21 protein-coding genes are annotated in these 25,200 nt (G+C 40.1%); 17 read left to right on the top strand and 4 right to left on the bottom strand.

The window, feature by feature from the left end; all coding sequences use genetic code 11:
- Nucleotides 1-10: 10 nt before the first annotated feature.
- Nucleotides 11-1,924: an ATP-binding cassette ATPase Uup gene (gene uup, locus CWB77_RS11870; protein ID WP_138622867.1), complete on the top strand. Its 1,914-nt coding sequence runs from the start codon at nucleotides 11-13 to the stop codon at nucleotides 1,922-1,924.
- Nucleotides 1,925-1,935: 11 nt separating this feature from the next.
- Nucleotides 1,936-3,675 (top strand): DUF3466 family protein, encoded by a 1,740-nt coding sequence (locus tag CWB77_RS11865; RefSeq protein ID WP_054201006.1) that lies wholly within the window; start codon nucleotides 1,936-1,938, stop codon nucleotides 3,673-3,675.
- 92 nt (nucleotides 3,676-3,767) lie between these two features.
- Here the strand turns inward: CWB77_RS11865 and CWB77_RS11860 are convergent, their stop codons facing one another.
- Nucleotides 3,768-4,274, bottom strand: a complete 507-nt coding sequence (locus tag CWB77_RS11860) for a DUF2062 domain-containing protein (protein WP_010390140.1) — start codon at nucleotides 4,272-4,274, stop codon at nucleotides 3,768-3,770.
- On the opposite strand from CWB77_RS11860, the gene CWB77_RS11855 reads away from it, so the two are divergent.
- From CWB77_RS11855 to tcdA, 7 genes are read left to right on the top strand one after another with little or no spacing between them, the layout of a single operon-like run.
- A complete protein-coding gene (locus tag CWB77_RS11855; protein ID WP_138622865.1) occupies nucleotides 4,254-6,521 on the top strand; it encodes a DNA internalization-related competence protein ComEC/Rec2 in 2,268 nt (755 codons plus the stop codon). The genes CWB77_RS11860 and CWB77_RS11855 overlap by 21 nt on opposite strands.
- A gap of 60 nt (nucleotides 6,522-6,581) precedes the next feature.
- On the top strand, nucleotides 6,582-8,327 hold the full coding sequence (gene msbA, locus CWB77_RS11850) for a lipid A export permease/ATP-binding protein MsbA (protein WP_138622863.1): 1,746 nt from the start codon (nucleotides 6,582-6,584) through the stop codon (nucleotides 8,325-8,327).
- Nucleotides 8,324-9,304: a tetraacyldisaccharide 4'-kinase gene (lpxK, locus tag CWB77_RS11845; protein ID WP_138622861.1), complete on the top strand. Its 981-nt coding sequence runs from the start codon at nucleotides 8,324-8,326 to the stop codon at nucleotides 9,302-9,304. The genes msbA and lpxK overlap by 4 nt, the downstream gene beginning before the upstream one ends.
- Nucleotides 9,294-9,491 carry a Trm112 family protein gene (locus CWB77_RS11840; RefSeq protein WP_010390133.1) on the top strand — a complete coding sequence of 66 codons (198 nt, stop codon included), beginning with the start codon at nucleotides 9,294-9,296 and terminating at the stop codon, nucleotides 9,489-9,491. The genes lpxK and CWB77_RS11840 overlap by 11 nt, the downstream gene beginning before the upstream one ends.
- Nucleotides 9,479-10,240, top strand: a complete 762-nt coding sequence (gene kdsB / locus CWB77_RS11835) for a 3-deoxy-manno-octulosonate cytidylyltransferase (protein ID WP_138622859.1) — start codon at nucleotides 9,479-9,481, stop codon at nucleotides 10,238-10,240. The genes CWB77_RS11840 and kdsB overlap by 13 nt, the downstream gene beginning before the upstream one ends.
- Entirely contained in the window at nucleotides 10,237-10,917 is a 681-nt protein-coding gene (locus CWB77_RS11830; RefSeq protein ID WP_138622857.1) for a TIGR01621 family pseudouridine synthase, read from the top strand. Before kdsB ends, CWB77_RS11830 begins: the two co-directional genes overlap by 4 nt.
- Entirely contained in the window at nucleotides 10,918-11,715 is a 798-nt protein-coding gene (tcdA, locus tag CWB77_RS11825; protein WP_138622855.1) for a tRNA cyclic N6-threonylcarbamoyladenosine(37) synthase TcdA, read from the top strand. It begins immediately after the preceding gene.
- 34 nt (nucleotides 11,716-11,749) lie between these two features.
- On the opposite strand, the gene CWB77_RS11820 is transcribed toward tcdA, so the two are convergent.
- From CWB77_RS11820 to CWB77_RS11810, 3 genes are all read right to left on the bottom strand, one after another.
- A complete protein-coding gene (locus CWB77_RS11820; protein ID WP_138622853.1) occupies nucleotides 11,750-12,166 on the bottom strand; it encodes a SufE family protein in 417 nt (138 codons plus the stop codon).
- A 12-nt stretch (nucleotides 12,167-12,178) separates the two neighbouring features.
- On the bottom strand, nucleotides 12,179-13,405 hold the full coding sequence (locus tag CWB77_RS11815; protein WP_138622851.1) for an aminotransferase class V-fold PLP-dependent enzyme: 1,227 nt from the start codon (nucleotides 13,403-13,405) through the stop codon (nucleotides 12,179-12,181).
- A 114-nt stretch (nucleotides 13,406-13,519) separates the two neighbouring features.
- On the bottom strand, nucleotides 13,520-14,806 hold the full coding sequence (locus CWB77_RS11810; RefSeq protein ID WP_010390127.1) for a citrate synthase: 1,287 nt from the start codon (nucleotides 14,804-14,806) through the stop codon (nucleotides 13,520-13,522).
- Between the two features lie 406 nt (nucleotides 14,807-15,212).
- Between CWB77_RS11810 and sdhC the strand changes: the two genes are divergently transcribed.
- The 8 genes from sdhC (at nucleotide 15,213) to sucD (ending at nucleotide 25,070) form a co-directional block, all read left to right on the top strand.
- Nucleotides 15,213-15,590 (top strand): succinate dehydrogenase, cytochrome b556 subunit, encoded by a 378-nt coding sequence (gene sdhC, locus CWB77_RS11805; RefSeq protein ID WP_010390126.1) that lies wholly within the window; start codon nucleotides 15,213-15,215, stop codon nucleotides 15,588-15,590.
- A complete protein-coding gene (gene sdhD / locus CWB77_RS11800) occupies nucleotides 15,581-15,928 on the top strand; it encodes a succinate dehydrogenase, hydrophobic membrane anchor protein (RefSeq protein ID WP_055012091.1) in 348 nt (115 codons plus the stop codon). The genes sdhC and sdhD overlap by 10 nt, the downstream gene beginning before the upstream one ends.
- A complete protein-coding gene (gene sdhA / locus CWB77_RS11795; RefSeq protein WP_008112088.1) occupies nucleotides 15,929-17,701 on the top strand; it encodes a succinate dehydrogenase flavoprotein subunit in 1,773 nt (590 codons plus the stop codon).
- Nucleotides 17,702-17,711: 10 nt separating this feature from the next.
- Entirely contained in the window at nucleotides 17,712-18,428 is a 717-nt protein-coding gene (locus tag CWB77_RS11790; RefSeq protein ID WP_010390121.1) for a succinate dehydrogenase iron-sulfur subunit, read from the top strand.
- 86 nt (nucleotides 18,429-18,514) lie between these two features.
- Nucleotides 18,515-21,334 (top strand): 2-oxoglutarate dehydrogenase E1 component, encoded by a 2,820-nt coding sequence (sucA, locus tag CWB77_RS11785; RefSeq protein WP_075169173.1) that lies wholly within the window; start codon nucleotides 18,515-18,517, stop codon nucleotides 21,332-21,334.
- A gap of 3 nt (nucleotides 21,335-21,337) precedes the next feature.
- A complete protein-coding gene (odhB, locus tag CWB77_RS11780; protein ID WP_008112094.1) occupies nucleotides 21,338-22,855 on the top strand; it encodes a 2-oxoglutarate dehydrogenase complex dihydrolipoyllysine-residue succinyltransferase in 1,518 nt (505 codons plus the stop codon).
- Between the two features lie 176 nt (nucleotides 22,856-23,031).
- Nucleotides 23,032-24,198, top strand: a complete 1,167-nt coding sequence (gene sucC, locus CWB77_RS11775) for an ADP-forming succinate--CoA ligase subunit beta (RefSeq protein WP_008464053.1) — start codon at nucleotides 23,032-23,034, stop codon at nucleotides 24,196-24,198.
- Nucleotides 24,198-25,070 carry a succinate--CoA ligase subunit alpha gene (gene sucD / locus CWB77_RS11770; protein ID WP_010390118.1) on the top strand — a complete coding sequence of 291 codons (873 nt, stop codon included), beginning with the start codon at nucleotides 24,198-24,200 and terminating at the stop codon, nucleotides 25,068-25,070. The genes sucC and sucD overlap by 1 nt, the downstream gene beginning before the upstream one ends.
- Nucleotides 25,071-25,200 lie beyond the last annotated feature (130 nt).

Below are 25,200 nucleotides of genomic sequence, written 5' to 3'. Positions count from 1 at the left end.
AAGATTAACTATGGATTTAATTAGAATTTCAAAAGCACAATTAGCTTACGGTACACACCCATTACTTGATAATGCAGATGCAGTAATCGAAAGTGGCGAACGTGTGTGTATTGTAGGTCGCAATGGTGCAGGTAAATCAACGCTTTTAAAAGTACTCGACGGTCAACTAATACTTGATGATGGCGAAATAAACCAAGTTGGTAGTTTAAAAATATCGCGTTTAGAGCAAGATCCACCTAAAGGGGCAAGTGGCACTGTATTTGATTATGTTGCCCAAGGTATGCCCGAAATTGCTAACTTACTTATTGACTTTCATCATGTAAGCACACAATTGCAAACAGATTGCACTGATCAACTATTAAATAAATTAGAGCGTTTATCTAATAAATTAGAGGCGGCAGATGGCTGGCGTTTTGATAGCCGAATTCAACTTGTACTTACTCAATTAGAGCTAACTCCTGATGCGAAACTTGAGTCGCTTTCTGGTGGTTGGTTACGTAAAGTTGCATTAGCGCGTGCTTTAGTGAGTGAGCCTGATTTATTACTGCTCGATGAGCCTACTAACCACTTGGATATGACAAGTGTAATGTGGTTAGAGCAATTCCTAAAAGAATTTAAAGGCGGTATTGTATTTATATCGCATGACCGTGCTTTTATTCGAGCTGTTGCTACACGTATTTTAGATTTAGATCGCGGTAAACTAATTTCTTATCCTGGTGATTATGCAACTTACTTAGAACAAAAAGCGCATGATTTAAAAGTAGAAGAAACACAAAATGCATTGTTTGATAAACGCTTAGCGGAAGAAGAAGCATGGATCCGCCAAGGTGTTAAAGCCCGTCGAACCCGTAATGAAGGCCGTGTTCGTGAGCTGAAACAATTACGTAATGAACGTAAACAACGTGTGGAACAAGTAGGTAAAACTGATTTCAATATCGAAACAGCGGATCGTTCAGGTAAACTAGTATTTGAAGCTAAACACCTAAATCATGCATTTAAAGACAAAGTGATAGCTGATGATTTCTCTACCTTAGTGATGCGTGGCGATCGTATTGGTTTGGTGGGGCCTAATGGTATTGGTAAAACAACGCTATTAAAATTGTTGTTTGGTGATTTAAAAGCAGACAGTGGTGAAATAAAGCAAGGTGTTAACTTAGAGTTTGCATATTTCGATCAGTACCGTGAGAAGCTTGATGAAGAAGCGACCGTTCAAGATAACGTTGCTGAAGGTAAGCAAGAAGTGATGATGGGCGGACGCTCACGTCACGTGTTAGGCTATTTACAAGACTTTTTATTTCCGCCAGCACGTGCTCGTACACCGGTAAAAGCACTTTCAGGTGGTGAGAAAAACAGATTGTTATTAGCCAAGTTATTTTTGAAACCTTCAAATATATTAGTGCTCGATGAGCCTACCAATGACTTAGATATAGAAACATTAGAGCTCCTTGAGGATATTATTAACCAATATCAAGGTACTGTGCTTATAGTAAGCCACGACCGAGAGTTTATTGATAATACCTGTTCGAGTGTTTGGGCATTTGAAGGTAACGGCAAAGTCACTGATATAGTTGGTGGCTACAGTGATTATGAAGCGTATACCAACTATTTGGCGGAGCAGCACAAAGAGTTGCAAAAGCAGCCAGTCAAAAAAGTTGAAAAAACAGAGCCAACGCCAGTTAAAAGCAATAACAAAGCAAATAAACTCTCTTACAAATTAAAACTTGAACTAGAGCAACTACCTAATAAAATGGAGCAACTTGAAGCTGAACTTGAAAAACAACAAGAACGAGTAAGTCATGAAGATTTTTTCAAGCAAGACAGTGATATAACAGCCAAGGAATTGAACCATTTAGCCCAACTCGAGTCTGACCTTGAAGCCGCTTTTGAGCGTTGGGAAGAACTTGAAGAATTAAAGAATCAGTAGTAAGGAATAAAATGAAATATAAATTACTCGCGGCCAGTGTTTTAGCCACACTGAGTACATCAGCATTAAGTGCAACGTACCAGTTAACCGAATTAGGTGACTTTGAAGCTGCCAAACATACTTATGTTACTGATGTGAGTGAAAACGGCCATATTATAGGTCAAGCTAACGGATTGTTTAACCTACCTATTGATATTAGTTATATCGACTTTACAGATAATATAATAAAGAGCGCATACGACACCGAAGTTAAAAGGTTTGAAAACATTGATAAAGAAATAACCTTTACCCTCGATGATATAGAAAATAATGATGCTGTTTACACTAATGCTGACGCACATACTTTTATGGTTGGCTTTCTATCTTCTCGGTCTGAAGATTTTGAATATCAAAAAATCAGTTCGCTTATTGCTACAAGCTATAATAACGGTTTAATAACTGAGCAGTCTCTTTTCGATGAATCTTCACTTGATTATGATGGGCTAACTCGATCAGTAAGTAACTTTTATACAGGTGTAGCGCAAGACGGTACTACGGTTGGTTGGGGAAGTGCAGCCTTTGATAAAGTGAGCTTTACACCAGATGGCGAAACTGATGAAGAAACGTGGTTTACTCGTGAGTTTATAGAGCGCGGAATTTTAATCTCTGCTGGTGGTGTTGAAGTGCCGCTTTTACCAGAATTTACTGAACACGGTGGGACTAGTAAAGCATCTGATATTGTTGCCACTGACACTGGTTACATTGTTGTTGGTAATGTATCGGTCAGTATTCCTGCTGAGAGACAAACCACAATTACAGACAATTGTGATGGCCTTGATGAGCCAGTTATGGCTTGTATCGAGTTAATTAATTCTCGAAATACGCGAGGTGTGTTTAATAAAACAGCGGTTAAATGGACTCTAGACAGCACTTATAATGTGACTTCAACAGAGTTGCTAGGTTTAGCGCTTACTCCGGAAGAAGATGAAGACAGAACTCCATTTAATAGTATTGCATTAGCTGTGAATAGTAATGGTATTGCTGTAGGGTCTTCAGATACCCGAGATATTGACAACGATAATAGAATCTACAGTATGCCAACTTATTTTAAAGACGGTGAGGTAGTTGACTTTATAAACCAGCAAGATGATTGGGAAGGAGGTAAAGCATTTGCAATCAATGATAATGACATTATTGCAGGTTATGCTACTAAACGCATTGAAGGCTCTTTAAGAAACAAACTCTTTTACCACGATATAAATACAAACACGACGGTGTTTCCTGAAGATTATTTTATTAGCTCAAGCTCATATGCAAATGATATTAATAATCAAGGTTATATTGTAGGCGAAGGTGATGTTGGTGATACAGCGAGTACAAGGCGTTCAGAAGCGTTTATTTATAAAATTGGTGATGACAAAATCACTAATCTAAATAATCTACTACCATGTTTTGACAGTGATGGTGAAACTAGCTTTAGTTATAAAATGGTAGAGGCGAAATCAATCAACGAAAATAATGAAGTATTTGGTGTGGCAACTAAAACGGTTGAAAAATTAGACTCACTAGGTGAGGTCATAACCGACATAAATGGTAACATTCAATATGAAAGTGTTGCTGTTGCAGTAAAACTTTCACCGATTGCTAATGGTGAAGTTGAAAATTGTAAAGCCCCAGATGCAGAGTTTTATGAACGTAGCTCAGCCAGCTTCTCATGGTTTGGTTTATTACTGCTACCTTTAGTTGGATTAAGACGCGTTTTTCGTTTCTAAGTACTGCTATTCGTTTATAAAAAAACCAACTTGTTAAGTTGGTTTTTTTTTGTCTATAGTAATATTAACAGAAGTACTTGATGAAGTAGTCGCTAGTTATTTCTAGATATCCAAGCTTTTCTTACTGAGCGACGCCAAATTAAATCAATACCAAAATAGCCAATAACACTGGCAATAGATGCGCACACAAGCGAACCCACTAAAAAAGCAGGGCCAATGGTAGTAAGGCTTTCTATAAACCACGCCCAACTAGCCTCAAACGCAAAATGCTGCTCAGGTTGATTTAGTACTAATGTACCAACCAAGTATGAGCCGTAAAAAATAGGTGGCATTGTAAGTGGGTTGGTGATCCACACCAAAGCAACAGAAATAGGCAAATTAACTCTTAAGATTATGGCTGCGGCAGCTGCTAGCACCATTTGAAAAGGAACAGGGATGAATGCAAAAAAAAGTCCAACGGCAAAGGCACCGCGTGCTGAGCGTCGATTTAAATGCCAAAGGTTAGCATCATGTAAAAGACGACCAAATATCCTTAGTGATTTGTGATGTCTAATTTTATTTGGATCAGGTAAAAACCGTTGGATCGTTTTTTTAGCCATTTAAAGCAACCATTTACGTCTGTGTGGATGAGTCTTGGGTTTGTTACCGGTGTCGTTATTACCGTATTTTATTATCAAACCCTTGAGTTTACAGTTATCACAATTTCAATCCTTATTGTGAGCACGTATTTTAAGCCGTTTTTAACTGTATTGTTAGGCTTTATTTGCGGTATTTGCTGTGTAGCCGCACATTTTATCTTGTTTTATTCATTTGAGTTACCTGAACAGCACAAAAAATATGCTTATTCTGTCGGTGTGGTGGTCGAAGAGGTTATCTCTGCTACGCCTCCCCAATATATAAAAGCTAAAATAACCCATTTAGAAGATAGTGAATATAGTCACTTTAGGGCACCTTATGCCTTATTAAGTATCAATTTTGCACAACCAATTAAATCTGGTGATACTTTTAATGCCCAAGTGAGACTGAATAATTATAAAACTATTAAAAATTTTACTGTTTTTGATAATCAGCTTTATGCTTTTACACAAAAGATAGCCTTTAAAGGTACAGTGCTCAATAAGCAGCTTAATATTAAAAGCTCTCAAAAAAATAATACCGTGTCAGCTTATAGAGCCTATGTAAAAAAGCTGGTAAATAATGCTGAGCTTAAATGGCTATATTATACACTTTTAACCGGCGATAAGTCATTGATGACATTCGAGCAAAAGCGATTAATGCAGAGTCTTGGGTTAAGTCACTTATTAGCCATTTCTGGGTTGCATATCTCTTTAGTGTTTGGTTTTTGTTATTTTGTTACACGTTTTTGTCTTAAGTTGGTTAAACCTGAACTAAATCAAGGCATAAATGTTTCTATTGTTTATAGCGCTGTCGGCTTTGTAGTGGCATTCATATATGTTTACTTGAGTGATTTTATCATCTCCGCAACTCGCGCTTTAATTATGCTGGGTTGTTATTTGTTGCTTTATTACTTGGCAAAGCAATCATTGAGATGGCGCAGTATTTTATATGCGTTGGTTATTATTTTAGCGGTTAATCCATTTAGTGTACTAAATCCAGGTCTTTACTTTTCGTTTTTAGCGGTATGTATTATTTTTATGGTTTTAAAGCAGTTTCCACTTCGGGGTCACTCACTACTGGCCAATATGCGAACATTATTTATTATTCAACTGGGATTATTTATTGGCTTATTACCCCTGTCATTATACTTTTTCAATGGCGTGAGTTTAGTGGGTTTAGTTTTAAATCTTGTGGCTATTCCCATTTTATCTTTTGTATTAATGCCTGCTTTATTTTTAAGCGTGTTGCTGGGGTTATTAACCGATTGGCATGCATTTATTGTGTTATATGATTTTCCACTGACCAATTTGTATCAAATGTTGCAGGCAATACCTCAGCAGATACGTTGGCTTAATGTAGGACAGGTAAGTATAACCACCGTGGTGCTGCTTTATAGTGTTGTACCCTTACTTTATTTTATTGAGCTTCGCTTACTAGCCTGCATTCCGATTTTGACTTTGCTTTTTAACTATTACTTTACGCAAACCAGCCTTTGGCAGTTAAACGTATTTGATGTAGGCCACGGTTTAATGGTACTGATAGAAAAAGATAAACATGCGTTTATTTATGATTTTGGCCCGAGTTATTTTAATCGCTTTAGTCGTGTCACTAGTGTTTTACTACCCTATATTAATGCTCATAACCTAACAGTAACTAACTCGATTGTAAGCCATCAAGATAACGACCATGCAGGAGGCGTTGCGCACTTTAAAAAAGCCGGTTATGCATGGAGCTTTGATTATTTTCATCCAAGTGGTGTATATAAAGACTGCATAGCGACAAAAATAGACTTTCAAGGCTTGAGTATTCAAACCTTTTCAAAAGATGAGTTTAATAACCGTAATGATAATTCCTGTGTTGTTAAAGTCTCAAGTGCAAACCATAGTGTGCTTCTCACTGGTGATATATCAAAGGCGAGGGAGTCTAAATTAATTAAACAAGGGCATGATTTACAAAGTACCGTTTTGTTAAGTCCTCATCACGGCAGTGATAGCTCTTCCAGTGTCGAGTTTATCGAGGCCGTAAACCCAACACTTGTGATTCATTCAAGTGCGTATCAAGGCCAGTGGCAATTTCCAAGTAAAGCGGTAGTTAAGCGTTACAATAAAATAAACGCCAAACAATATAGCACCGGTGATGTAGGACAAATTCGGGTTGATTTTTATGCTAAACACTTAGAGCTGAGTACCGCAAGAGGGGCGGAAAGTTATTGGTTTATCAAAGATTGACGTTTTGTTTTGCTGTTGCTAAGGATACAATAGGGGCTGTTACAGGTTTTAGAGAGTGTTATGGAACAAAGTACTACACAAATATATAAACGGCTTGTTTCTTACGTTGGCGCTTATAAGTCGATTGCCATCGTCGCGATTATAGGAATGATAGGTTATTCAGGTATGGATGCATTATTCATTCAACTGATGAAGCCGTTTATCGATGAAGGTTTAAACGAGCGTAACAGCCAGGTACTTACTTATGCGCCATTTGTGGTTATTGCGCTGGTTATCGGGCGTGGCGTATTTAACTTTATGTCATCTTACTGTTTAAGCTATGTAGGCTCACAAGTCGTGAGGGCGCTGCGCCAAGAATTGTTTGAACACATTTTACATTTACCGGTGTCCTTTCACGATAAAAACTCAACCGGCGATTTGATTTCTAAAATTACCTTTGACACCGAGCAAGTTCAACAAGCAATCACCAAAGCACTGCTTATTGTTGTGCGTGAAGGCGCTTTCGTGGTGTTTTTACTCGCTGTGATGTTTTATACCAGTTGGCAGTTGTCGTTAATCTTCTTAGTTATTATCCCGCTTGTGGCTATCATAGTAGCTGTGGTGTCTAAACGCTTTCGTCATATCTCGAAAAATATTCAGTCAGCGATGGGACAAGTTACCCGTAGTTCAGAGCAAATGCTCAGTGGTCACAAAGTGATCCATGGCTTTGGTGGGCAAACACAAGAAATTGATCAATTTTCTAAAATTAATAATCATAACCGCCAACAACGTATCAAGATGGATGCGACTAAAGCGCTAAGTGTCTCTATTATTCAAATTTTGGCTGCCAGTGCTATGGCTGTTATTTTATGGGTTGTGTCGATGCCCTCTATGATAGACAGCATTAGCTCTGGGGATTTTGTCGTACTCATCTCATCGATGATGATGCTACTGCGCCCATTAAAGCAACTTGCCAATGTAAACAGTGACTTACAGCGAGGTATTTCAGCTGCTCAGAGTATTTTTTTAGTGCTAGATGAAGAAATTGAAAAAGACACGGGTACCTTTTCGGTTGATAAGGTAAAAGGGCATATTGAGGTGAAAAATGTGACCTTTAAATACCCAACCAAGGATGAAGCCGTGCTTAACGATTTATCACTGAACATAAAAGCCGGTGAGAGTATTGCCCTTGTTGGCCGCTCTGGCTCGGGTAAATCGACTATTTCTAACTTGTTACCCCGATATTATGACTTAGAAGCGCCAAGCGAAATTTTACTCGATGGCATTGCTCTTAATGAATATAAGCTTACTGATCTTCGCCGTCAATTTGCGTTAGTGTCGCAACAAGTGGTGCTATTTAATGACACGATTGCCAATAATATTTGTTATGGTTTACAACGCGAAATCTCTATTGAAGAGCTTCATGACGTTGCAAAACAAGCCCATGTGTGGGAGTTTGTAAAAGACTTACCTGAGCAACTTAACACTATGGTTGGCGAGAATGGGGTAATGCTTTCAGGCGGGCAACGTCAACGTATTGCGATTGCCCGTGCTATTTTAAAAGACGCGCCTATTTTAATTTTAGATGAAGCGACCTCGGCCTTGGATACTGAGTCTGAAAAGCTTATCCAACATGCTCTTGATATATTAATGAAAGACAAAACCTCCATTGTTATCGCTCATAGGCTATCGACTATTGAAAATAGTGACCGTATCTATGTGATTGATAACGGTAAAGTGATAGAAAGTGGTACGCATACTGAATTACTGACTAACGATGGTACCTACTCAGCTCTTTGTAAAATGCAGTTTGGTGAGCAGGGGTGAGTAAAATAGAGCAAAGCTGGTACAAACCTTTTAGCTTAATTACCTTATTGTTATTACCACTGTCCGCTATTTTTGGCTGTGTTGCTCTAGTGCGCAAATACTGCTACGAAGTGGGTGTTTTTAAGCCATTTGTTAGTAATACTCCAGTAATTGTTGTTGGCAATATAAGTGTTGGCGGCAATGGTAAGACTCCATTTGTATTGTGGCTACATGATTACTTAACCGCTCAAGGCTTATCTGTTGGTTTAATTAGTCGCGGCTATGGTGGGCAAGCAGCCCATTACCCATTATTAGTAACTGCCAATACGACGACTTTAGAAGCAGGGGATGAGCCGGTACTTTTATTTAACCGTTTACGATGTCCGTTAGTTGTGGGGCCAAATAGACAGCAGAATATAGAAATGCTCAATCATCAGTTTCAGCTTGATGTAATTATTTCTGATGATGGCATGCAACACTACAAAATGGCACGCAGTATTGAATGTTGTATTGTTGATAGCGAAAGAAAATTTGGTAATGGTTTTTTAATGCCAGCAGGACCACTTCGCGAAACGGTTTCTCGTTTAAACAGTGTTGATTTAGTCATTGAAAATGGTTCTGAACATGAATTTAGCTATCGCTTGCAGCCATCAATTATTAAACGTGTTGCTGATAATACTGAGATAACAACGGCTATAGAAACAGCGCATGCTGTAAGTGCAATCGGTAACCCTCAGCGCTTTGAAGCATCATTAAAAGCACAAGGTATAGCGTTGTTATCAACACATCATTTTCGCGACCATTATGCTTATACCGCCAATGACTTTGCTCAATTTGGTGAGGACTGTGTATTAATGACAGAAAAAGATGCGGTTAAGTGTCGTGACTTTGCTAAGCCAAATTGGTATTACTTGCCGGTTGACGCTCAACCAACTGCAGCAGTAATAAACACATTAAATTTATTATTAAAAGAAAAAGGGATCCACCATGGCCTTTGATACAAAATTACTCGAAATTATTGCTTGCCCTGTGTGTAAAGGTAAGTTGCGCTTTGATAAAGAAAACCAAGAGCTGATCAGCACAGCAGCAAAACTAGCTTACCCGGTACGTGATGACATTCCTGTACTACTTGAAAATGAAGCCCGTGAATTGACCCTTGAAGAGGTAGAAAAGTGGAATTCGTAGTTGTTATCCCTGCGCGTTACGCTTCTACTCGTTTACCAGGTAAACCACTTGCTGATATTTGTGGCAAACCAATGATACAGCATGTGTATGAAAAAGCCTGTTTGTCAGGAGCCAGCAAGGTGGTTATTGCTACCGACCATCAAAGAGTGTTTGATGCTGCTAAACGTTTTACTAGTAATGTTTTGATGACACGTGAAGATCACCAATCAGGCACAGAGCGCTTAGCCGAAGTAGTGGATTTACTTAATTTAGCCGATGATACTATCGTGGTAAATGTACAAGGTGATGAACCTTTGCTGTCGCCTGATAACGTATCACAAGTGGCAACATTATTAGCGCAATCAACGGCACCAATGGCAACCTTAAGCGTTGCTATTGAAGAGCGTGATGAAGTGTTTAATCCTAATGCGGTTAAAGTTGTCAGTGATATCAATAAAAATGCTTTGTACTTTTCAAGAGCGAGTATCCCATTTGATAGAAGCGCCATGATGGCTGAGCAGCAACCACTTAATTTAGCGCCTTTTCAACGCCATGTGGGTATTTACGCGTATCGCGCAGGGTTTATAAAGCAATATATTGAATTAAGTGTTTCGCCATTAGAAGTTTTAGAATCACTAGAGCAGCTAAGGGTGCTATACCATGGTTATGCAATTAAAATAGAACAAGCTTTAGTGACCCCTCATGCAGGAGTAGATACACCAGAGGATTTAGCTAAAGTGGTTGCCCATATTCAAAGTAAAAGCGCGTGAATATAGCACAAACGCCTATATTAAAAGTGCAATATACGCATGATGATTTTTACATCATAAATAAACCTCATGGGCTTAATTTTCATTCTGAAGAAGGCCCCGGTTTTGTGGTACTAGCTGAGCAACAGTTAAATGAAAAACTATTTGCGGTACACCGTTTAGATAAGGTCACTTCAGGCTTGATTATACTCGCACGAAGCAAAGCGGCAGCAGCAGAATTTACGAAGTTATTTGCCCAGCATGCGATTAATAAGTTTTATCTAGCGGTTAGTGATACCAAGCCTAAAAAAAAGCAAGGCTGGGTTAAAGGTGACATGGCAAAATCTCGTCGAGGCACATATAAATTATTAAACTCACAGAGTAACCCCGCTATTACACGTTTTTATTCGTTTAGCTTTAAAAGCGGATTTAGAGCTTACTTATTGAAACCATATTCAGGAAAAACTCACCAGCTTAGGGTGGCATTAAAGAGTATAAGTGCCGCTATATTAGGCGATGCTAGTTATTCTGGGAGTGCCGCTGATCGTACCTATTTGCATGCATTTGCGCTGGACTTTGAGTGGGCTGGGGAACAAATACAACAGACTCTGTTGCCAGAGTGTGGAGTTGAATATGCGCAATTAATAAAACATCAAGATTTTGATTCTTGGCAAACGCCGTGGAAATTGGACTGGTAAATGAGTGAACAAGTAACTGATATCCGCTTTGGTGGTATTAAACGACTATATGGTCAACAGCAATTTGAATGGTTACAACAGGCACATTTCTGTGTTGTTGGTATAGGTGGCGTTGGCAGTTGGACTGCAGAAGCATTAGCGCGCACCGGCGTGGGCAAAATTACTCTAATAGATTTAGATGATATATGCGCAACCAATGTTAATCGTCAAATTCATGCGTTAACAGGCACGATTGGGGAAGCAAAAGTGGATGCCATGAAGGCGCGCTGCGAGCTTATCAACCCTGAGTGTATAGTTAATGTTATTGACGATTTTATAACACTAGATAATATTCAAGAGCATATTCAAGGTTTTGATTATGTTATTGACTGCATTGATGCGGTAAAAGAAAAAGCGGCGTTAATCGCGCACTGTAAGCGTAATAAAATGCCTATAATTACCACGGGCGGTGCAGGTGGGCAAACTGATCCAAGTCAAATTACATTTGGAGATGTGGCAAAAACGACTCAAGATCCATTGCTTGCAAAGGTGCGCTATATTTTGCGTAAGCAGTATAATTTCAGCTCTAATCCAAAACGTAAATTTAATATTGACTGTGTGTATTCAACAGAGCAGCTTGTTTATCCCGGTAGTGATGGCAGTGTGTGCCATGCGAAACAAAATGCAGATGGTAGTATGAATATGGATTGTAATAATGGCTTTGGTTCGGTGACGATGATCACCGGTAGTTTTGGTTTTTTTGTTGCCGCTAAAGCAGTAAGAAAATATTTAGATAAGTGTACACGCTTGAACATTTAATTACAGATTACACATCATATTGTTAAAAAAGCGCTTAACGCGCTTTTTGTTTAGCTAAAGTTTGTATTTTTTCCACCATAGCTTTTATCCCATTGCCGCGAGAAGCGCTTAAGTGGCTAATTAAGCCGAGCTTTTCAAATTCTTCATAGGCATTAACGCTTAATACCTCTTCAGGTGTCAAACCGTTATACAGCGCTAAAATTAACGCTAATAATCCTTTTACTATTCGCGTATCAGAATCACCAATTACAACCAATGCATTTTCTGTCAAATCAAACTCAACAAACATCCATACTTTACTTTCACAGCCTTGGACTAGCGCATCATCTGTTTTTAGTATATCGACTAACGGCGGTAGTGTTTTGCCAAGTAACATAATTTCACGGTATTTCTGTTGCCAGCTTGCACTGTTTTCAATGTTTTTACTTACCAGTTGATATGTGTGAGTCATTATTTATCCAAATTAGTCTAATAAAGCGATGCATTCTTTAAGCGCAGTAATAAATTGGTCTACATCTTTAGTCGTATTATAAAAAGCAAAACTCGCTCTGAGTGAGCCATTTAGTTTCAAATGGGTCATCAACGGTTGGGTACAATGATGACCACTTCGCACTGCAACACCATAGCCGTCAAGTAAAGTTGCCAGATCGTACGGATGTTCATTTTTATAATTAAAGCACAATGTACCAATGTTCGATTTTAGGTCGCTATAAATACTAATACCGTCTATTTGATTCAGTGCGTTCGCTGCATAAATAAACAACTGTTGTTCATATTGCTTTAATGTTTGCTGATCAAGTGCCATTAAATACTCAAGCGCCGCACCAAAGCCTAAAACACCGGCTATATTTGGCGTCCCAGCTTCAAATTTAGCGGGAGCGTCACGATAAGTGCTTTGCGTTAGGGTCACTTTTTCAATCATTTCACCACCTGTTTGATAAGGCAATAATGCATTTAACGCACTATAGCGGCCATACAAACCGCCTAATCCAGTTGGCCCCAGCATTTTGTGAGCTGAGAACACGTAGAAATCACAATTAAGCTTGATTAAATTAGGTCTTAAATGAAGGGCGCCTTGTGCGCCGTCGACTAAAGTTAACGCATCTACTGCCTTCGCAGCGGTTATCAGCGGAGTTAAATCGGTAATATTGCCCAGCGCATTAGAGGCGTGAGTGATTGCAAGAAGTGCAGGTTTGGTGTGTTTAATCACGTCACAGCACTGTTTGATATCAAAAGTGGCATTGTCATTAAGTGGCAACGCTTTTAACGTTGCACCAGTGTATGCCGCGAGTTCTTGCCACGGCACAATATTCGCGTGATGCTCGATTGGGCTAATTAAAATGGTGTCGTCTGTTGTTAATGTATTTCTTAGGCCATGTGCAACTAAGTTAATCGCCTCAGTAGCGCCTTTAGTCCAGACAATTTCATTACCGCTTACCTGAAAGTAATCAGCAACGCGATGACGTACTTGCTCATAAGCCGCTGTAGCTTGCTCACTCAGTGTATGACGACCGCGGTGAACATTTGCATTCTGTGATGTGTAAAACTGTGTGGTGACGTCAATCACACATTGTGGCTTTTGTGTTGTTGCAGCTGAGTCTAAATAAACCAAAGGATTGCCATTGATTGTCTGATTTAGAGTAGGGAAATCATTACGGATTTTTTTAGGATCAAACGAGGACACAGACATAGGCTCATAAAGTTAATCAATTCGGGCAGGAATTGTAATCTGTTTAAGATAATTCTCAAGTAGCATGTAATAAAAAAGGCCGCAGAAGCGGCCTTTTAAAACTAACTTTAAAGCTTAGCGCTTGTCTGTAGCTTTATAATCACGTGTTGTTTCACCTGTGTAAAGCTGACGTGGACGGCTGATCTTGTGACCAGGCTGAGAAAGCATCTCGTCCCAGTGTGAGATCCAACCTACAGTACGTGCCATTGCAAAAATTACAGTGAACATACTTGTAGGAATACCAATCGCTTTTAAGATAATACCTGAGTAGAAATCTACGTTAGGGTAAAGTTTCTTCTCAACAAAGTACGGGTCTTCAAGTGCAATTTGCTCAAGTTTCATTGCAATATCAAGCAATGGATCTTGAATATTAAGCTCAGCTAAAACTTCATGACATGTTTGACGCATTACTGTTGCGCGTGGGTCGAAGTTTTTGTAAACACGGTGACCAAAGCCCATAAGACGGAAAGGGTCCGCTTTATCTTTTGCTTTTGCTACATATTCGTCGATGCGATCAACTGAACCAATTTCTTCTAACATGTTTAAACATGCTTCGTTAGCGCCGCCGTGAGCAGGGCCCCAAAGTGATGCAATACCCGCAGCAATACATGCATAAGGGTTAGCACCAGAAGAACCAGCTAAACGAACAGTTGACGTTGAAGCATTCTGTTCGTGGTCAGCATGAAGCATAAAGATTTTATCCATTGCTTTAGCTGTTACTGGGTTCACTTTGTATTCTTCAGCAGGTACAGAGAACATCATGTGTAAGAAGTTTTCTGCATAGCTTAAATCATTGCGTGGATATACAAACGGTTGACCGATGTTTGTTTTGTATGCCATTGCCGCAATTGTTGGTAATTTAGCAACTAATTTAATAGCGCTTGTCTTACGTTGAACTGCATCAGTGATATCAAGATCTTCATGGTAAAAAGAAGATAATGCACCAACCACACCACATAGCATTGCCATTGGGTGTGCATCAAAACGGAAACCTTGGAAGAAGTTTGCGATTTTTTCATCTAGCATTGTGCTACGAGTGATTTTTGTAGCAAAATCATCGTATTGCTCTTTAGTTGGTAACTCACCGTTTAATAGTAAGTAACATAACTCAACGTAGTTAGAGCTCTCTGCTAACTGCTCGATCGGGTAACCACGGTGTAATAAAACACCTTTACCACCATCGATGTAAGTGATTGTAGATTCACAAGAACCAGTCGACATGAAACCTGGGTCATAAGTAAAGTGACCATGTGAGCCGAGTGTACGTACATCAATTACATCTTGGCCAGCAGTACCTTGATAAATTGGAAGTTCGATTGGATCTAGCCCATCAATATGGACTGTGGCTTTCTTATCTGCCATCTATGTATCTCCTATTAAGATAACTATTCTGATTTTTATATTCTAAAATCTATTCTAAGCACATCTTTACATTTTAACGTGAAAGAGGGGTATAAAGTCAATTTTTATAAGTATTATGCACATATGTATAATAAATATTCGGTATAGATTGAATATTATACCATTGGCTAATTCGCAAACGACTCAAAGTAAACAAGAATTGTAAAAGAGTCTCCGGCTATATATACTAACGGAGGTTTTTAACCGATTTGTATTTGGGTAAACTTTTTTTTACATAATATTTTTCATAAAAAGTGAACTTTATTAGTATTAATACGTTTATTTTGATAGTTCCACCAGAAACATTTGGTGGGTTTTAGAAAAACAAGTAGATGAGCCCCACTGCGGGCAAGATGGGCAAGTAACTGTGAAAAAGCAAAGACCTGTAAATCTAGATCTAACAACTATATCTATGCCGGCAACGGCTAAAGCTTCAATTTTTCACCGCGTCACCGGTGTTGCATTATTTTTTGCTTTAACGTTTGTCATTTGGGCTTGGTCAGAGTCTCTTTCTTCAGCTGAAGGTTTTGAATTCGTCAAGGGTCTGTTTAACGGATTCATTGCCAAATTTATAGCTTGGGGCACCCTTTCTGTATTGGGTTATCACCTTATCGGTGGTATCCGTCACATCATTATGGATATGGGGCATTGGGAAGAACTTGAATCAGGCAACACTAGCGCTAAAATTGCAATGGCACTTGGCGTTGTGTTTGCTGTATTGGCAGGGGTGTGGATATGGTCTTAAATCAAGCAACTCTTAAACGTGATGGCGTACAAGATTTTGTATCTCTACGCACAACGGCATTAATAATCAGTGCATATGCAATTTTTATTATTGGCTATTTTTTAGCAATGCCAGAAGTCACATATGACGCCTGGACAGGCCTATTCTCTAACCTAGCAATGAAAGGGGCGACATTAATCACCCTAGTTTGCATTATGGTTCATACCCGTATCGGCCTTTGGCAGGTTCTAACCGACTATGTAAAGGGCGCTAAATTGCGTGCTTTCTTAGGCTTTGTACTAAACCTAATGGCTGTTGCTTACGTAGCTGTAGGTTTAATCGTTTTATGGGGTGTTTAAGTGAAATATTCTGTTCGTGAATTTGACGCCGTAGTAATTGGTGCCGGTGGTGCAGGTATGCGCGCTGCTCTTGCTATTACTGAATCTGGCAAAACATGTGCACTAATCTCTAAAGTTTTTCCGACACGCTCACATACTGTATCTGCTCAAGGTGGTATTACAGTAGCGCTAGGTAATTCGCATGAAGATAACTGGGAATGGCATATGTATGATACCGTTAAAGGTTCCGATTTTATCGGTGACCAAGACGCTATCGAATACATGTGTAATACAGGCCCAGAAGCTATTACTGAATTAGAAAACATGGGCTTACCATTTTCTCGTTTTGAAAATGGCCGTGTTTACCAACGTCCTTTCGGTGGTCAATCGAAAAACTTTGGTGGTGAACAAGCTGCACGTACCGCAGCAGCTGCTGACCGTACTGGTCACGCATTATTACACCTTCTTTATCAACAAAACGTTAAAAATAAAACAAATGTATTTTCTGAATGGTATGCACTTGATTTAGTTAAAAACGATAATGGCGATGTAGTAGGTTGTACAGCGATTGAAATTGAAACAGGTGAAATCACTTTCTTCAAATCAAAAGCAGTTGTGTTAGCTACTGGTGGTGCAGGTCGTATCTTCGCATCAACAACTAATGCTCACATTAACACTGGTGACGGTGTTGGTATGGCGACTCGTGCTGGTATTTCTATGCAAGACATGGAAATGTGGCAATTCCATCCGACAGGTATTGCAGGTGCTGGTACGCTAGTAACTGAAGGTTGTCGTGGTGAAGGTGGTTATCTTTTAAATAAAGATGGCGAACGCTTCATGGAACGCTATGCACCAAACGCTAAAGATTTAGCATCTCGTGACGTTGTTGCCCGTTCAATGATGACAGAGATTCGTGAAGGTCGTGGTTGTGATGGTCCTTGGGGTCCTCACCTTAAGTTGAAACTTGACCACTTAGGCGAAGAAACGCTTAACTTACGTCTTCCAGGTGTATGCGACCTTGCTAAAACATTTGCTCACGTTGATCCTGCAAAAGAACCAATTCCAGTTATCCCAACATGTCACTACATGATGGGTGGTGTGCCAACTAACGTAAATGGTCAAGTACTTAATATCGATGCCGCTGGTAACGAAAAAGTAGTACAAGGTTTATTTGCTGTTGGTGAGATTGCATGTGTATCTGTTCACGGTGCTAACCGCTTAGGTGGTAACTCATTACTTGATTTAGTTGTATTTGGCCGTGCTGCTGGTAATTTCTTAGGTAAATACCTAAATGACGTTGAAATTTCTAAAGCGGCTTCTGAGTCTGATTTAGAAGCGTCTTTAGCTCGCTTTAATCGTTGGGAAAGCTCAACAGTTGGTCAAGGCGAAGACCCAGTACAAATCAAGAAAGACCTACAACAGTGTATGCAGCTTAACTTCTCGGTATTCCGTGAAGGTGACTCAATGGCAACTGGTCTTACTGAGCTTAAAGAAATTCGTGAACGCTTACAGCATGCACGTCTTGATGATAAATCATCAGACTTCAACACCATGCGTATTGAATGTTTAGAATTAGACAACTTAATGGAAACAGCTTACTCAACTGCAGTAGCTGCAAACTTCCGTACTGAAAGCCGTGGTGCACACTCTCGCTTTGACTTCCCAGATCGTGATGACGAAAACTGGTTATGTCACTCAGTATTTAATCCGGTAACGGATGAAATGAGCAAGCGTAAAGTAAACTACGAGCCTAAGCTACGTGAAGCATTCCCACCTAAAGCACGTACCTACTAGGAGCGAGACGATGGCACAAGTACAATTTTCAGTTTATCGTTACAATCCGGATGTTGACAACGCACCTCGTATGCAAGAATACACTTTGCAAACTGAGGAAGGCCAAGACATGATGGTATTGGATGCACTTTTATTATTAAAAGAGCAAGATCCTACATTATCATTCCGTCGTTCATGCCGTGAAGGCGTGTGTGGTTCAGACGGTGTAAACATGAATGGTAAGAACGGCTTAGCATGTATTACTCCTTTATCTACGCTACAAAAAAATGGCAAAGGTAAAATCGTAGTACGTCCATTACCGGGACTTCCTGTTGTTCGTGACCTTGTTATTGACATGAGTCAGTTCTACACTCAATACGAAAAAGTAAAACCGTATCTAATAAATGACGAGCCTGCTGCAGGCGAACGTCTTCAATCTATTGAAGAGCGTGATAAATTAGATGGGCTTTATGAGTGTATTTTATGTGCATGTTGTTCTACATCGTGTCCTTCTTTCTGGTGGAATCCAGATAAGTTTATAGGTCCAGCAGGCCTTCTTCATGCTTACCGTTTCTTAGCTGATAGCCGAGATACTGCAACAGAAGAGCGTTTAGCTGACTTAGACGATGCATTCAGTGTGTTCCGTTGCCACAGTATCATGAACTGTGTTAGCGTTTGTCCTAAGGGTCTTAACCCGACTAAAGCAATTGGGCAAATAAAATCTATGTTATTAAACCGCTCGGTTTAATTTCTAGTAGACGAAAGATGGCTAATATTTATTAGCCATCTTGTTATATAACTATTAATTTCTGCGCTAAAAAAAAGGGCTTATAAATGCACGAAGGTGTGATGAAGGCATGGCTAGAATCTTCACATTTAAACGGCGGTAACGTTGCTTATGTTGAAGAGCTTTATGAAGCGTATTTAGACGATGCGACTTCGGTGCCAGAAGAATGGCGAGAAGTGTTCGAACAATTACCAAAAGTTGATGGTGTGGATGTTGAAGTAAAACATTCAGAAGTTCGTTCACAATTTGCGGCGCTTGCTAAAAACAAGCATAGAGAAGTAGTGGTAGCAGAGGGCAGTGGCGGCGACCTTAAACAGGTTAAAGTTCTGCAACTTATTAATGCTTTCCGTTTTCGTGGACACCAAAATGCAAACCTAGATCCACTAGGTATTTGGCAACGAGAACGTGTACGAGATTTAGAGCTAGAATACCACGACTTATCAAATGCTGACTTTGACCGCGAATTTAACGTAGGATCGTTTGCCGTAGGCCGCGATACTATGCCTTTAGGTGAGTTATACCAAGCACTAAAAACTACTTATTGTGGTTCTATTGGCGCAGAGTATATGCACATCACATCAACAGAAGAAAAACGTTGGTTACAACAGCGTTTAGAGTCTGTTCAGTCTAGGCCAAAATTCGATAAAAATGAAAAGCTACGTATCCTTAAAGGATTGACAGCGGCTGATGGTCTTGAAAAATATTTAGGGGCTAAGTTCCCGGGTGCTAAGCGTTTCTCACTTGAAGGTGGCGATGCGTTAGTGCCTATGCTTAAAGAGCTTATACACCGCGCGGGTGAAAGTGGCCAAAAAGAAGCCGTAATCGGCATGGCTCACCGCGGACGCTTGAACGTACTTGTGAATGTACTTGGTAAAAATCCATCAGAATTATTTGATGAATTTGCTGGTAAACACAAAGATACTTTAAGCTCTGGTGATGTTAAGTATCACATGGGTTACTCTTCAGATTTCGCGACCAAAGGTGGCAATGTGCATATGGCACTTGCGTTTAACCCATCGCACTTAGAAATCGTTAATCCTGTGGTTATGGGGTCTGTGCGCGCACGTCTTGATCGTCTAAACGACAAAACTGGCAGCAAAGCACTTCCTATTACTATTCACGGCGACTCTGCAATCGCAGGTCAGGGTGTAGTACAAGAAACGTTTAACTTATCACAAACTAATGCATTTAGTTGTGGTGGTAGCATTCGTATTGTTGTTAATAACCAAGTTGGTTTTACAACAAGCAAGCAAGACGATGTTCGCTCTACTGATTACTGTACTGATATTGCAAAAATGGTTCAATCACCAATCTTCCACGTAAACTCTGATGATCCTGAAGCGGTTGCGTTTGTTACGCAGTTAGCGCTTGATTTTAGAAACCAGTTTAAACGTGACGTTGTGATTGACCTAGTTTGTTACCGTCGCCATGGTCATAACGAAGCTGATGAGCCTAATGCTACACAGCCTGTTATGTATCAAAAGATTAAAAAACATCCAGTCCCTCGCTTAATTTATGCAGATCAGTTAATTTCGGAAGGTTCTTTCACAGAAAACGAAGTGAAAGCACTTGCTGATGATTATCGTAATGGCTTAGATGATGGCAACTGTGTAGTTGAAGAAATTCAACCAGAAACGTCACATTCTTCTGATTGGGCTAAATACGTTGGCCATGATTGGAATGTTGACTACGACGCGAGCGTTTCTGTAGAGAAACTTAAAGAGCTCGGTAACATTGTTGCAAGCTACCCTGAAGACCACAAAGCGCAATCTCGTGTTAAGAAAATATACGATGATCGTAAAGCTATGGCAGCCGGTGAAAAAGCACTTGATTGGGGTATGGCAGAGACTTTAGCGTATGCAACTATTGCAGCTGAAGGCACTGATATTCGCCTAACAGGTCAAGACTCTGGCCGTGGTACCTTCTTCCATCGTCATGCCGTTGTTCACGGTCAACAAGACGGTGCAACATACTTACCACTGCAAAACATTAGTGAAGATCAAGGTACGTTTGAAGTATTTGATTCGGTGCTATCTGAAGAAGCGGTATTAGCGTTTGAATATGGTTATGCAACAGCAGAGCCGACCTCACTTGTTTTATGGGAAGCGCAATTTGGTGATTTCGCCAATGGTGCACAAGTTGTTTTTGACCAATTCTTAAGTTCAGGTGAGCAAAAGTGGGGTCGTTTATGTGGCCTGACATGTTTGCTACCACATGGTTATGAAGGCCAAGGTCCTGAGCATAGCTCTGCACGTCTTGAGCGCTTTTTACAGCTGTGTGCTGATCATAATATGCAAGTATGTGTACCATCTACACCTGCACAAGTTTATGCAATGCTTCGTCGTCAATCGGTTAGACCTCTTCGTCGCCCATTGATTGTTATGACGCCAAAATCATTACTTCGTCACCCATTAGCTACATCATCGCTTGAAGAACTATCAGAGGGCGTATTCCACAATGTGATCGATGAAATTGATGATATTGATGCTAAGAAAGTAGAACGTGTTGTATTTTGTAGTGGTAAAGTTTACTACGAATTATTACAAGAGCGTCGTAAACTTGAGCAAGACAACATTGCTATTGTTCGTGTTGAACAGCTATACCCGTTCCCACATGACGAAATGAAGACGATTATTGAACGTTATCAGCATGTTACTGATTTTGTATGGTGTCAGGAAGAGCCGCAAAACCAAGGTGCTTGGTATTGTTCTCAACATCACTTTATTGATGCAATTCCACAAGATGCAAAATTAAAATATGCTGGTCGTAAAGCTTCAGCATCACCTGCATGTGGTTATATGTCAGTACATACTAAAGAACAACAAGCGCTCGTTGCCGACGCGCTTACTATAGAAAAGAAAGGATAAGCAATGAGCACAGAGATTAAAGTTCCTGTTCTTCCTGAGTCGGTTGCAGATGCTTCCGTTGCTACATGGCATGTAAGTGTTGGCGACAAAGTAAGCCGTGACCAAAACTTAGTAGATATTGAAACAGACAAAGTGGTTTTAGAAGTGGTTGCACAAAACGATGGTGTAATCACTGAAATTTCACAAGAAGAGGGTGCTACGGTACTTGGCGACCAAGTGATCGGTTTAATTGGCGATGCAGATGAAGCACCGGCAACTAAAGAGTCAAAAGAAGATGACTCAGCATCAGATAAATCAGAAGACGCGCCTGCGGCGCAATCAGCACCAGCATCAGAAGGTAAAGAAGTGGATATTAAAGTACCTGTACTTCCAGAATCAGTTGCAGATGCAACAATTGCTACTTGGCATGTTCAACCAGGTGACGCGGTAACACGCGACCAAAACTTGGTAGATATTGAAACAGATAAAGTTGTACTTGAAGTTGTTGCCCAAGAAGACGGCGTTATGGGTGAAATAATCCATGACGAAGGCGATACCGTTCTTGGTGAGCAAGTAATTGGTAAGGTAAAAGCAGGCGCTGCACCAGCTAAATCTGAAGCTAAAGCGGATGCACCAGCAGCCAAAGAAGAAAGCTCAAGCGATAGTTCAGATGTGTTAACGCCATCAGTGCGTCGTTTAATTGCTGAGAAAGGCCTTGATGCTTCAAAAATAAAAGGTTCAGGTAAAAATGGCCGTGTGACTAAAGAAGATGTAGATCAATTCTTAAAAGCACCTGCTCCAGCAGCAAAAGCAGAAGCAGCACCAGCAGCACCAATGGGTGACCGTACTCAAAAACGTGTGCCTATGACACGTTTACGTAAAACGATTGCTAATCGTCTTCTTGAAGCGAAAAATTCAACTGCAATGTTAACAACGTTTAACGAAGTTAATATGAAGCCAATTATGGATCTTCGTAAGCAGTACCAAGAAGTATTTGAAAAGCGTCACGGTATCCGTTTAGGCTTCATGTCTTTCTATGTTAAAGCGGTAACTGAAGCGTTAAAGCGTTTCCCAGATGTAAATGCATCAATTGATGGCGATGATATTGTTTATCACAACTATTTCGACATCAGTATTGCTGTTTCTACGCCACGTGGCTTGGTAACGCCAGTACTTAAAGATTGTGACAAATTATCAGTTGCAGAAATCGAAAAAGGTATTCGTGAGCTAGCTCTTAAAGGTCGTGATGGCAAGCTAACACTTGACGATATGACTGGCGGTAATTTCACTATTACTAACGGTGGTGTATTCGGCTCATTACTATCAACACCAATCATTAACTTACCGCAGTCTTCAATCTTAGGTATGCACAAAATCCAAGATCGTCCAATGGCTGTTAATGGTAAAGTTGAAATCTTACCTATGATGTATTTAGCGTTATCTTACGATCATCGCCAAATCGATGGTAAAGAATCAGTTGGTTTCTTAGTAACAATTAAAGAGTTACTTGAAGATCCAACACGTTTACTGCTAGATGTTTAATTAAGTAGTATGAAATATAAGCTGTGAGTTAAAATCACAGCTTTTTTTTTGCGCCTAAGGTCATACTGGGGTTTTCATGTAGCGCCATGAGATCTATACTAGGCACGCAATTTGGGATAGTTGTTTATTTGCATAAATATTCAGCTCTTTTAATATAAAAAATTGGATAAAGCATCATGAATTTGCATGAGTATCAGGCAAAACAACTTTTTGCCGAATATGGTTTACCAGTTTCTCAAGGTTTCGCTTGCGATACACCTGAAGAAGCTGCAGCAGCTGCTGAAAAAATTGGCGGCGATATGTGGGTTGTTAAAACTCAGGTTCACGCAGGTGGACGTGGTAAAGCTGGCGGTGTAAAGCTAGTTAAAACTATCGACGAAGTTAAAGCGTTTGCAGCTAACTGGTTAGGTAAAAACCTAGTTACTTACCAAACAGACGAGAAAGGCCAGCCAGTTGCTAAAATTTTAGTAGAAAGCTGTACAGATATCGCAAACGAACTGTACCTAGGTGCTGTTGTTGACCGTGCTTCTCGTAAAGTTGTGTTCATGGCGTCTACTGAAGGCGGCGTTGAAATTGAAACTGTTGCTGAAGAAACACCAGAACTTATCCACAAAGCTGAGATAGATCCTTTAGTAGGTCCTCAAGCTTACCAAGCTCGTGAGCTTGGTTTTAAATTGGGTCTTAACCCAACACAAATGAAACAGTTCGTTAAGATCTTTATGGGTCTTGGCAACATGTTTAACGATTTCGATTTCGCATTACTTGAAATCAACCCACTAGTAATCACAGATGAAGGTAACCTTCACTGTCTAGATGGTAAAATTGGTATCGATGGTAATGCACTTTACCGTCAACCTAAAATCCGTGAAATGCACGATCCATCTCAAGAAGATGCACGTGAAGCTCACGCAGCAAGCTTCGAGCTTAACTACGTAGCCCTAGATGGTAACGTAGGTTGTATGGTTAACGGTGCAGGCCTTGCAATGGGTACTATGGACATCGTAAACCTACACGGTGGCAAGCCAGCTAACTTCCTAGATGTTGGTGGCGGCGCGACTAAAGAACGTGTTTCTGAAGCATTCAAAATCATCCTTTCAGATGACAACGTTAAAGCTGTTTTAGTTAACATCTTCGGCGGAATCGTTCGTTGTGACATGATTGCTGAAGGCATCATTGGCGCAGTTAAAGAAGTAGGTGTAACAGTTCCAGTAGTTGTACGTTTAGAAGGTACTAATGCTGAATTAGGCCGTGAAGTACTTGCTAAGTCTGATCTTAACATCATCGCTGCTGAATCATTAACAGACGCGGCTGAAAAAGTTGTTGCTGCTGCGGAGGGCAAATAATGTCTGTATTAATCAATAAAGATACAAAAGTTATCTGTCAAGGTTTCACTGGTGGTCAAGGTACTTTCCACTCAGAGCAAGCGCTTGAGTACGGTACACAAATGGTTGGTGGTGTAAGCCCAGGTAAAGGCGGTCAAACGCACCTTGGTCTTCCAGTATTTAACACAGTACGTGACGCTGTAGAAGCAACAGGTGCAACTGCATCTGTGATTTACGTACCAGCACCTTTCTGTAAAGATGCAATCTTAGAAGCTATCGATGCAGGTATCGAGCTGATTGTTTGTATCACTGAAGGTATTCCTACACTTGATATGGTTGACGTTAAAGTTAAACTAGATCAAACAGGTACTCGTATGATTGGTCCAAACTGTCCAGGTGTTATCACTCCTGGTGAGACTAAGATTGGTATCATGCCTGGTCACATCCACAAGCCTGGTAAAGTAGGTATTGTTTCTCGTTCTGGTACTTTAACGTACGAAGCAGTTAAGCAAACTACAGATGCTGGTTTTGGTCAGTCTTCTTGTGTTGGTATTGGTGGTGATCCAATTCCTGGTACTAACTTTATCGACGTTCTAGAATTGTTCGAAAAAGATCCACAAACTGAAGCAATCGTAATGATTGGTGAAATTGGTGGTACTGCAGAAGAAGAAGCTGCAGAGTACATCAAAGCTAACGTAACTAAACCTGTTGTTTCTTACATTGCTGGTGTTACTGCACCAGAAGGTAAGCGTATGGGTCACGCTGGCGCAATCATCGCTGGTGGTAAAGGTACTGCTGATGAGAAATTTGCTGCATTAGAAGCTGCGGGCGTAAAAACTGTACGTTCACTTGCTGATATCGGTAAAGCACTTAAAGAGAAAACAGGCTGGTAATCAGCGTTTATTCTTTAAAAAAGGCTCGCAATTGCGAGCCTTTTTGTTATCTAAAGTTCAGGTACCTAATTAACCACAGTTTAGATTAATTAATATGGGTAACTTATATGCTGAAAAAAGCGCACAGATA

Source organism: Pseudoalteromonas sp. S1610 (assembly GCF_005887465.1).
Lineage (GTDB): Bacteria > Pseudomonadota > Gammaproteobacteria > Enterobacterales > Alteromonadaceae > Pseudoalteromonas > Pseudoalteromonas undina.
This window is presented reverse-complemented; position numbering and strand designations above follow the sequence as displayed.

Bases quoted from the DNA above. Each gene is read 5' to 3' on its own strand.
- uup (WP_138622867.1), top strand. From the start codon at position 11: ATGGATTTAATTAGAATTTCAAAAGCACAATTAGCTTACGGTACACAC.
- CWB77_RS11865 (WP_054201006.1), top strand. From the start codon at position 1,936: ATGAAATATAAATTACTCGCGGCCAGTGTTTTAGCCACACTGAGTACA.
- CWB77_RS11860 (WP_010390140.1), bottom strand. From the start codon at position 4,274: ATGGCTAAAAAAACGATCCAACGGTTTTTACCTGATCCAAATAAAATT.
- msbA (WP_138622863.1), top strand. From the start codon at position 6,582: ATGGAACAAAGTACTACACAAATATATAAACGGCTTGTTTCTTACGTT.
- CWB77_RS11840 (WP_010390133.1), top strand. From the start codon at position 9,294: ATGGCCTTTGATACAAAATTACTCGAAATTATTGCTTGCCCTGTGTGT.
- tcdA (WP_138622855.1), top strand. From the start codon at position 10,918: ATGAGTGAACAAGTAACTGATATCCGCTTTGGTGGTATTAAACGACTA.
- CWB77_RS11820 (WP_138622853.1), bottom strand. From the start codon at position 12,166: ATGACTCACACATATCAACTGGTAAGTAAAAACATTGAAAACAGTGCA.
- CWB77_RS11815 (WP_138622851.1), bottom strand. From the start codon at position 13,405: ATGTCTGTGTCCTCGTTTGATCCTAAAAAAATCCGTAATGATTTCCCT.
- CWB77_RS11810 (WP_010390127.1), bottom strand. From the start codon at position 14,806: ATGGCAGATAAGAAAGCCACAGTCCATATTGATGGGCTAGATCCAATC.
- sdhD (WP_055012091.1), top strand. From the start codon at position 15,581: ATGGTCTTAAATCAAGCAACTCTTAAACGTGATGGCGTACAAGATTTT.
- CWB77_RS11790 (WP_010390121.1), top strand. From the start codon at position 17,712: ATGGCACAAGTACAATTTTCAGTTTATCGTTACAATCCGGATGTTGAC.
- sucA (WP_075169173.1), top strand. From the start codon at position 18,515: ATGCACGAAGGTGTGATGAAGGCATGGCTAGAATCTTCACATTTAAAC.
- odhB (WP_008112094.1), top strand. From the start codon at position 21,338: ATGAGCACAGAGATTAAAGTTCCTGTTCTTCCTGAGTCGGTTGCAGAT.
- sucC (WP_008464053.1), top strand. From the start codon at position 23,032: ATGAATTTGCATGAGTATCAGGCAAAACAACTTTTTGCCGAATATGGT.
- sucD (WP_010390118.1), top strand. From the start codon at position 24,198: ATGTCTGTATTAATCAATAAAGATACAAAAGTTATCTGTCAAGGTTTC.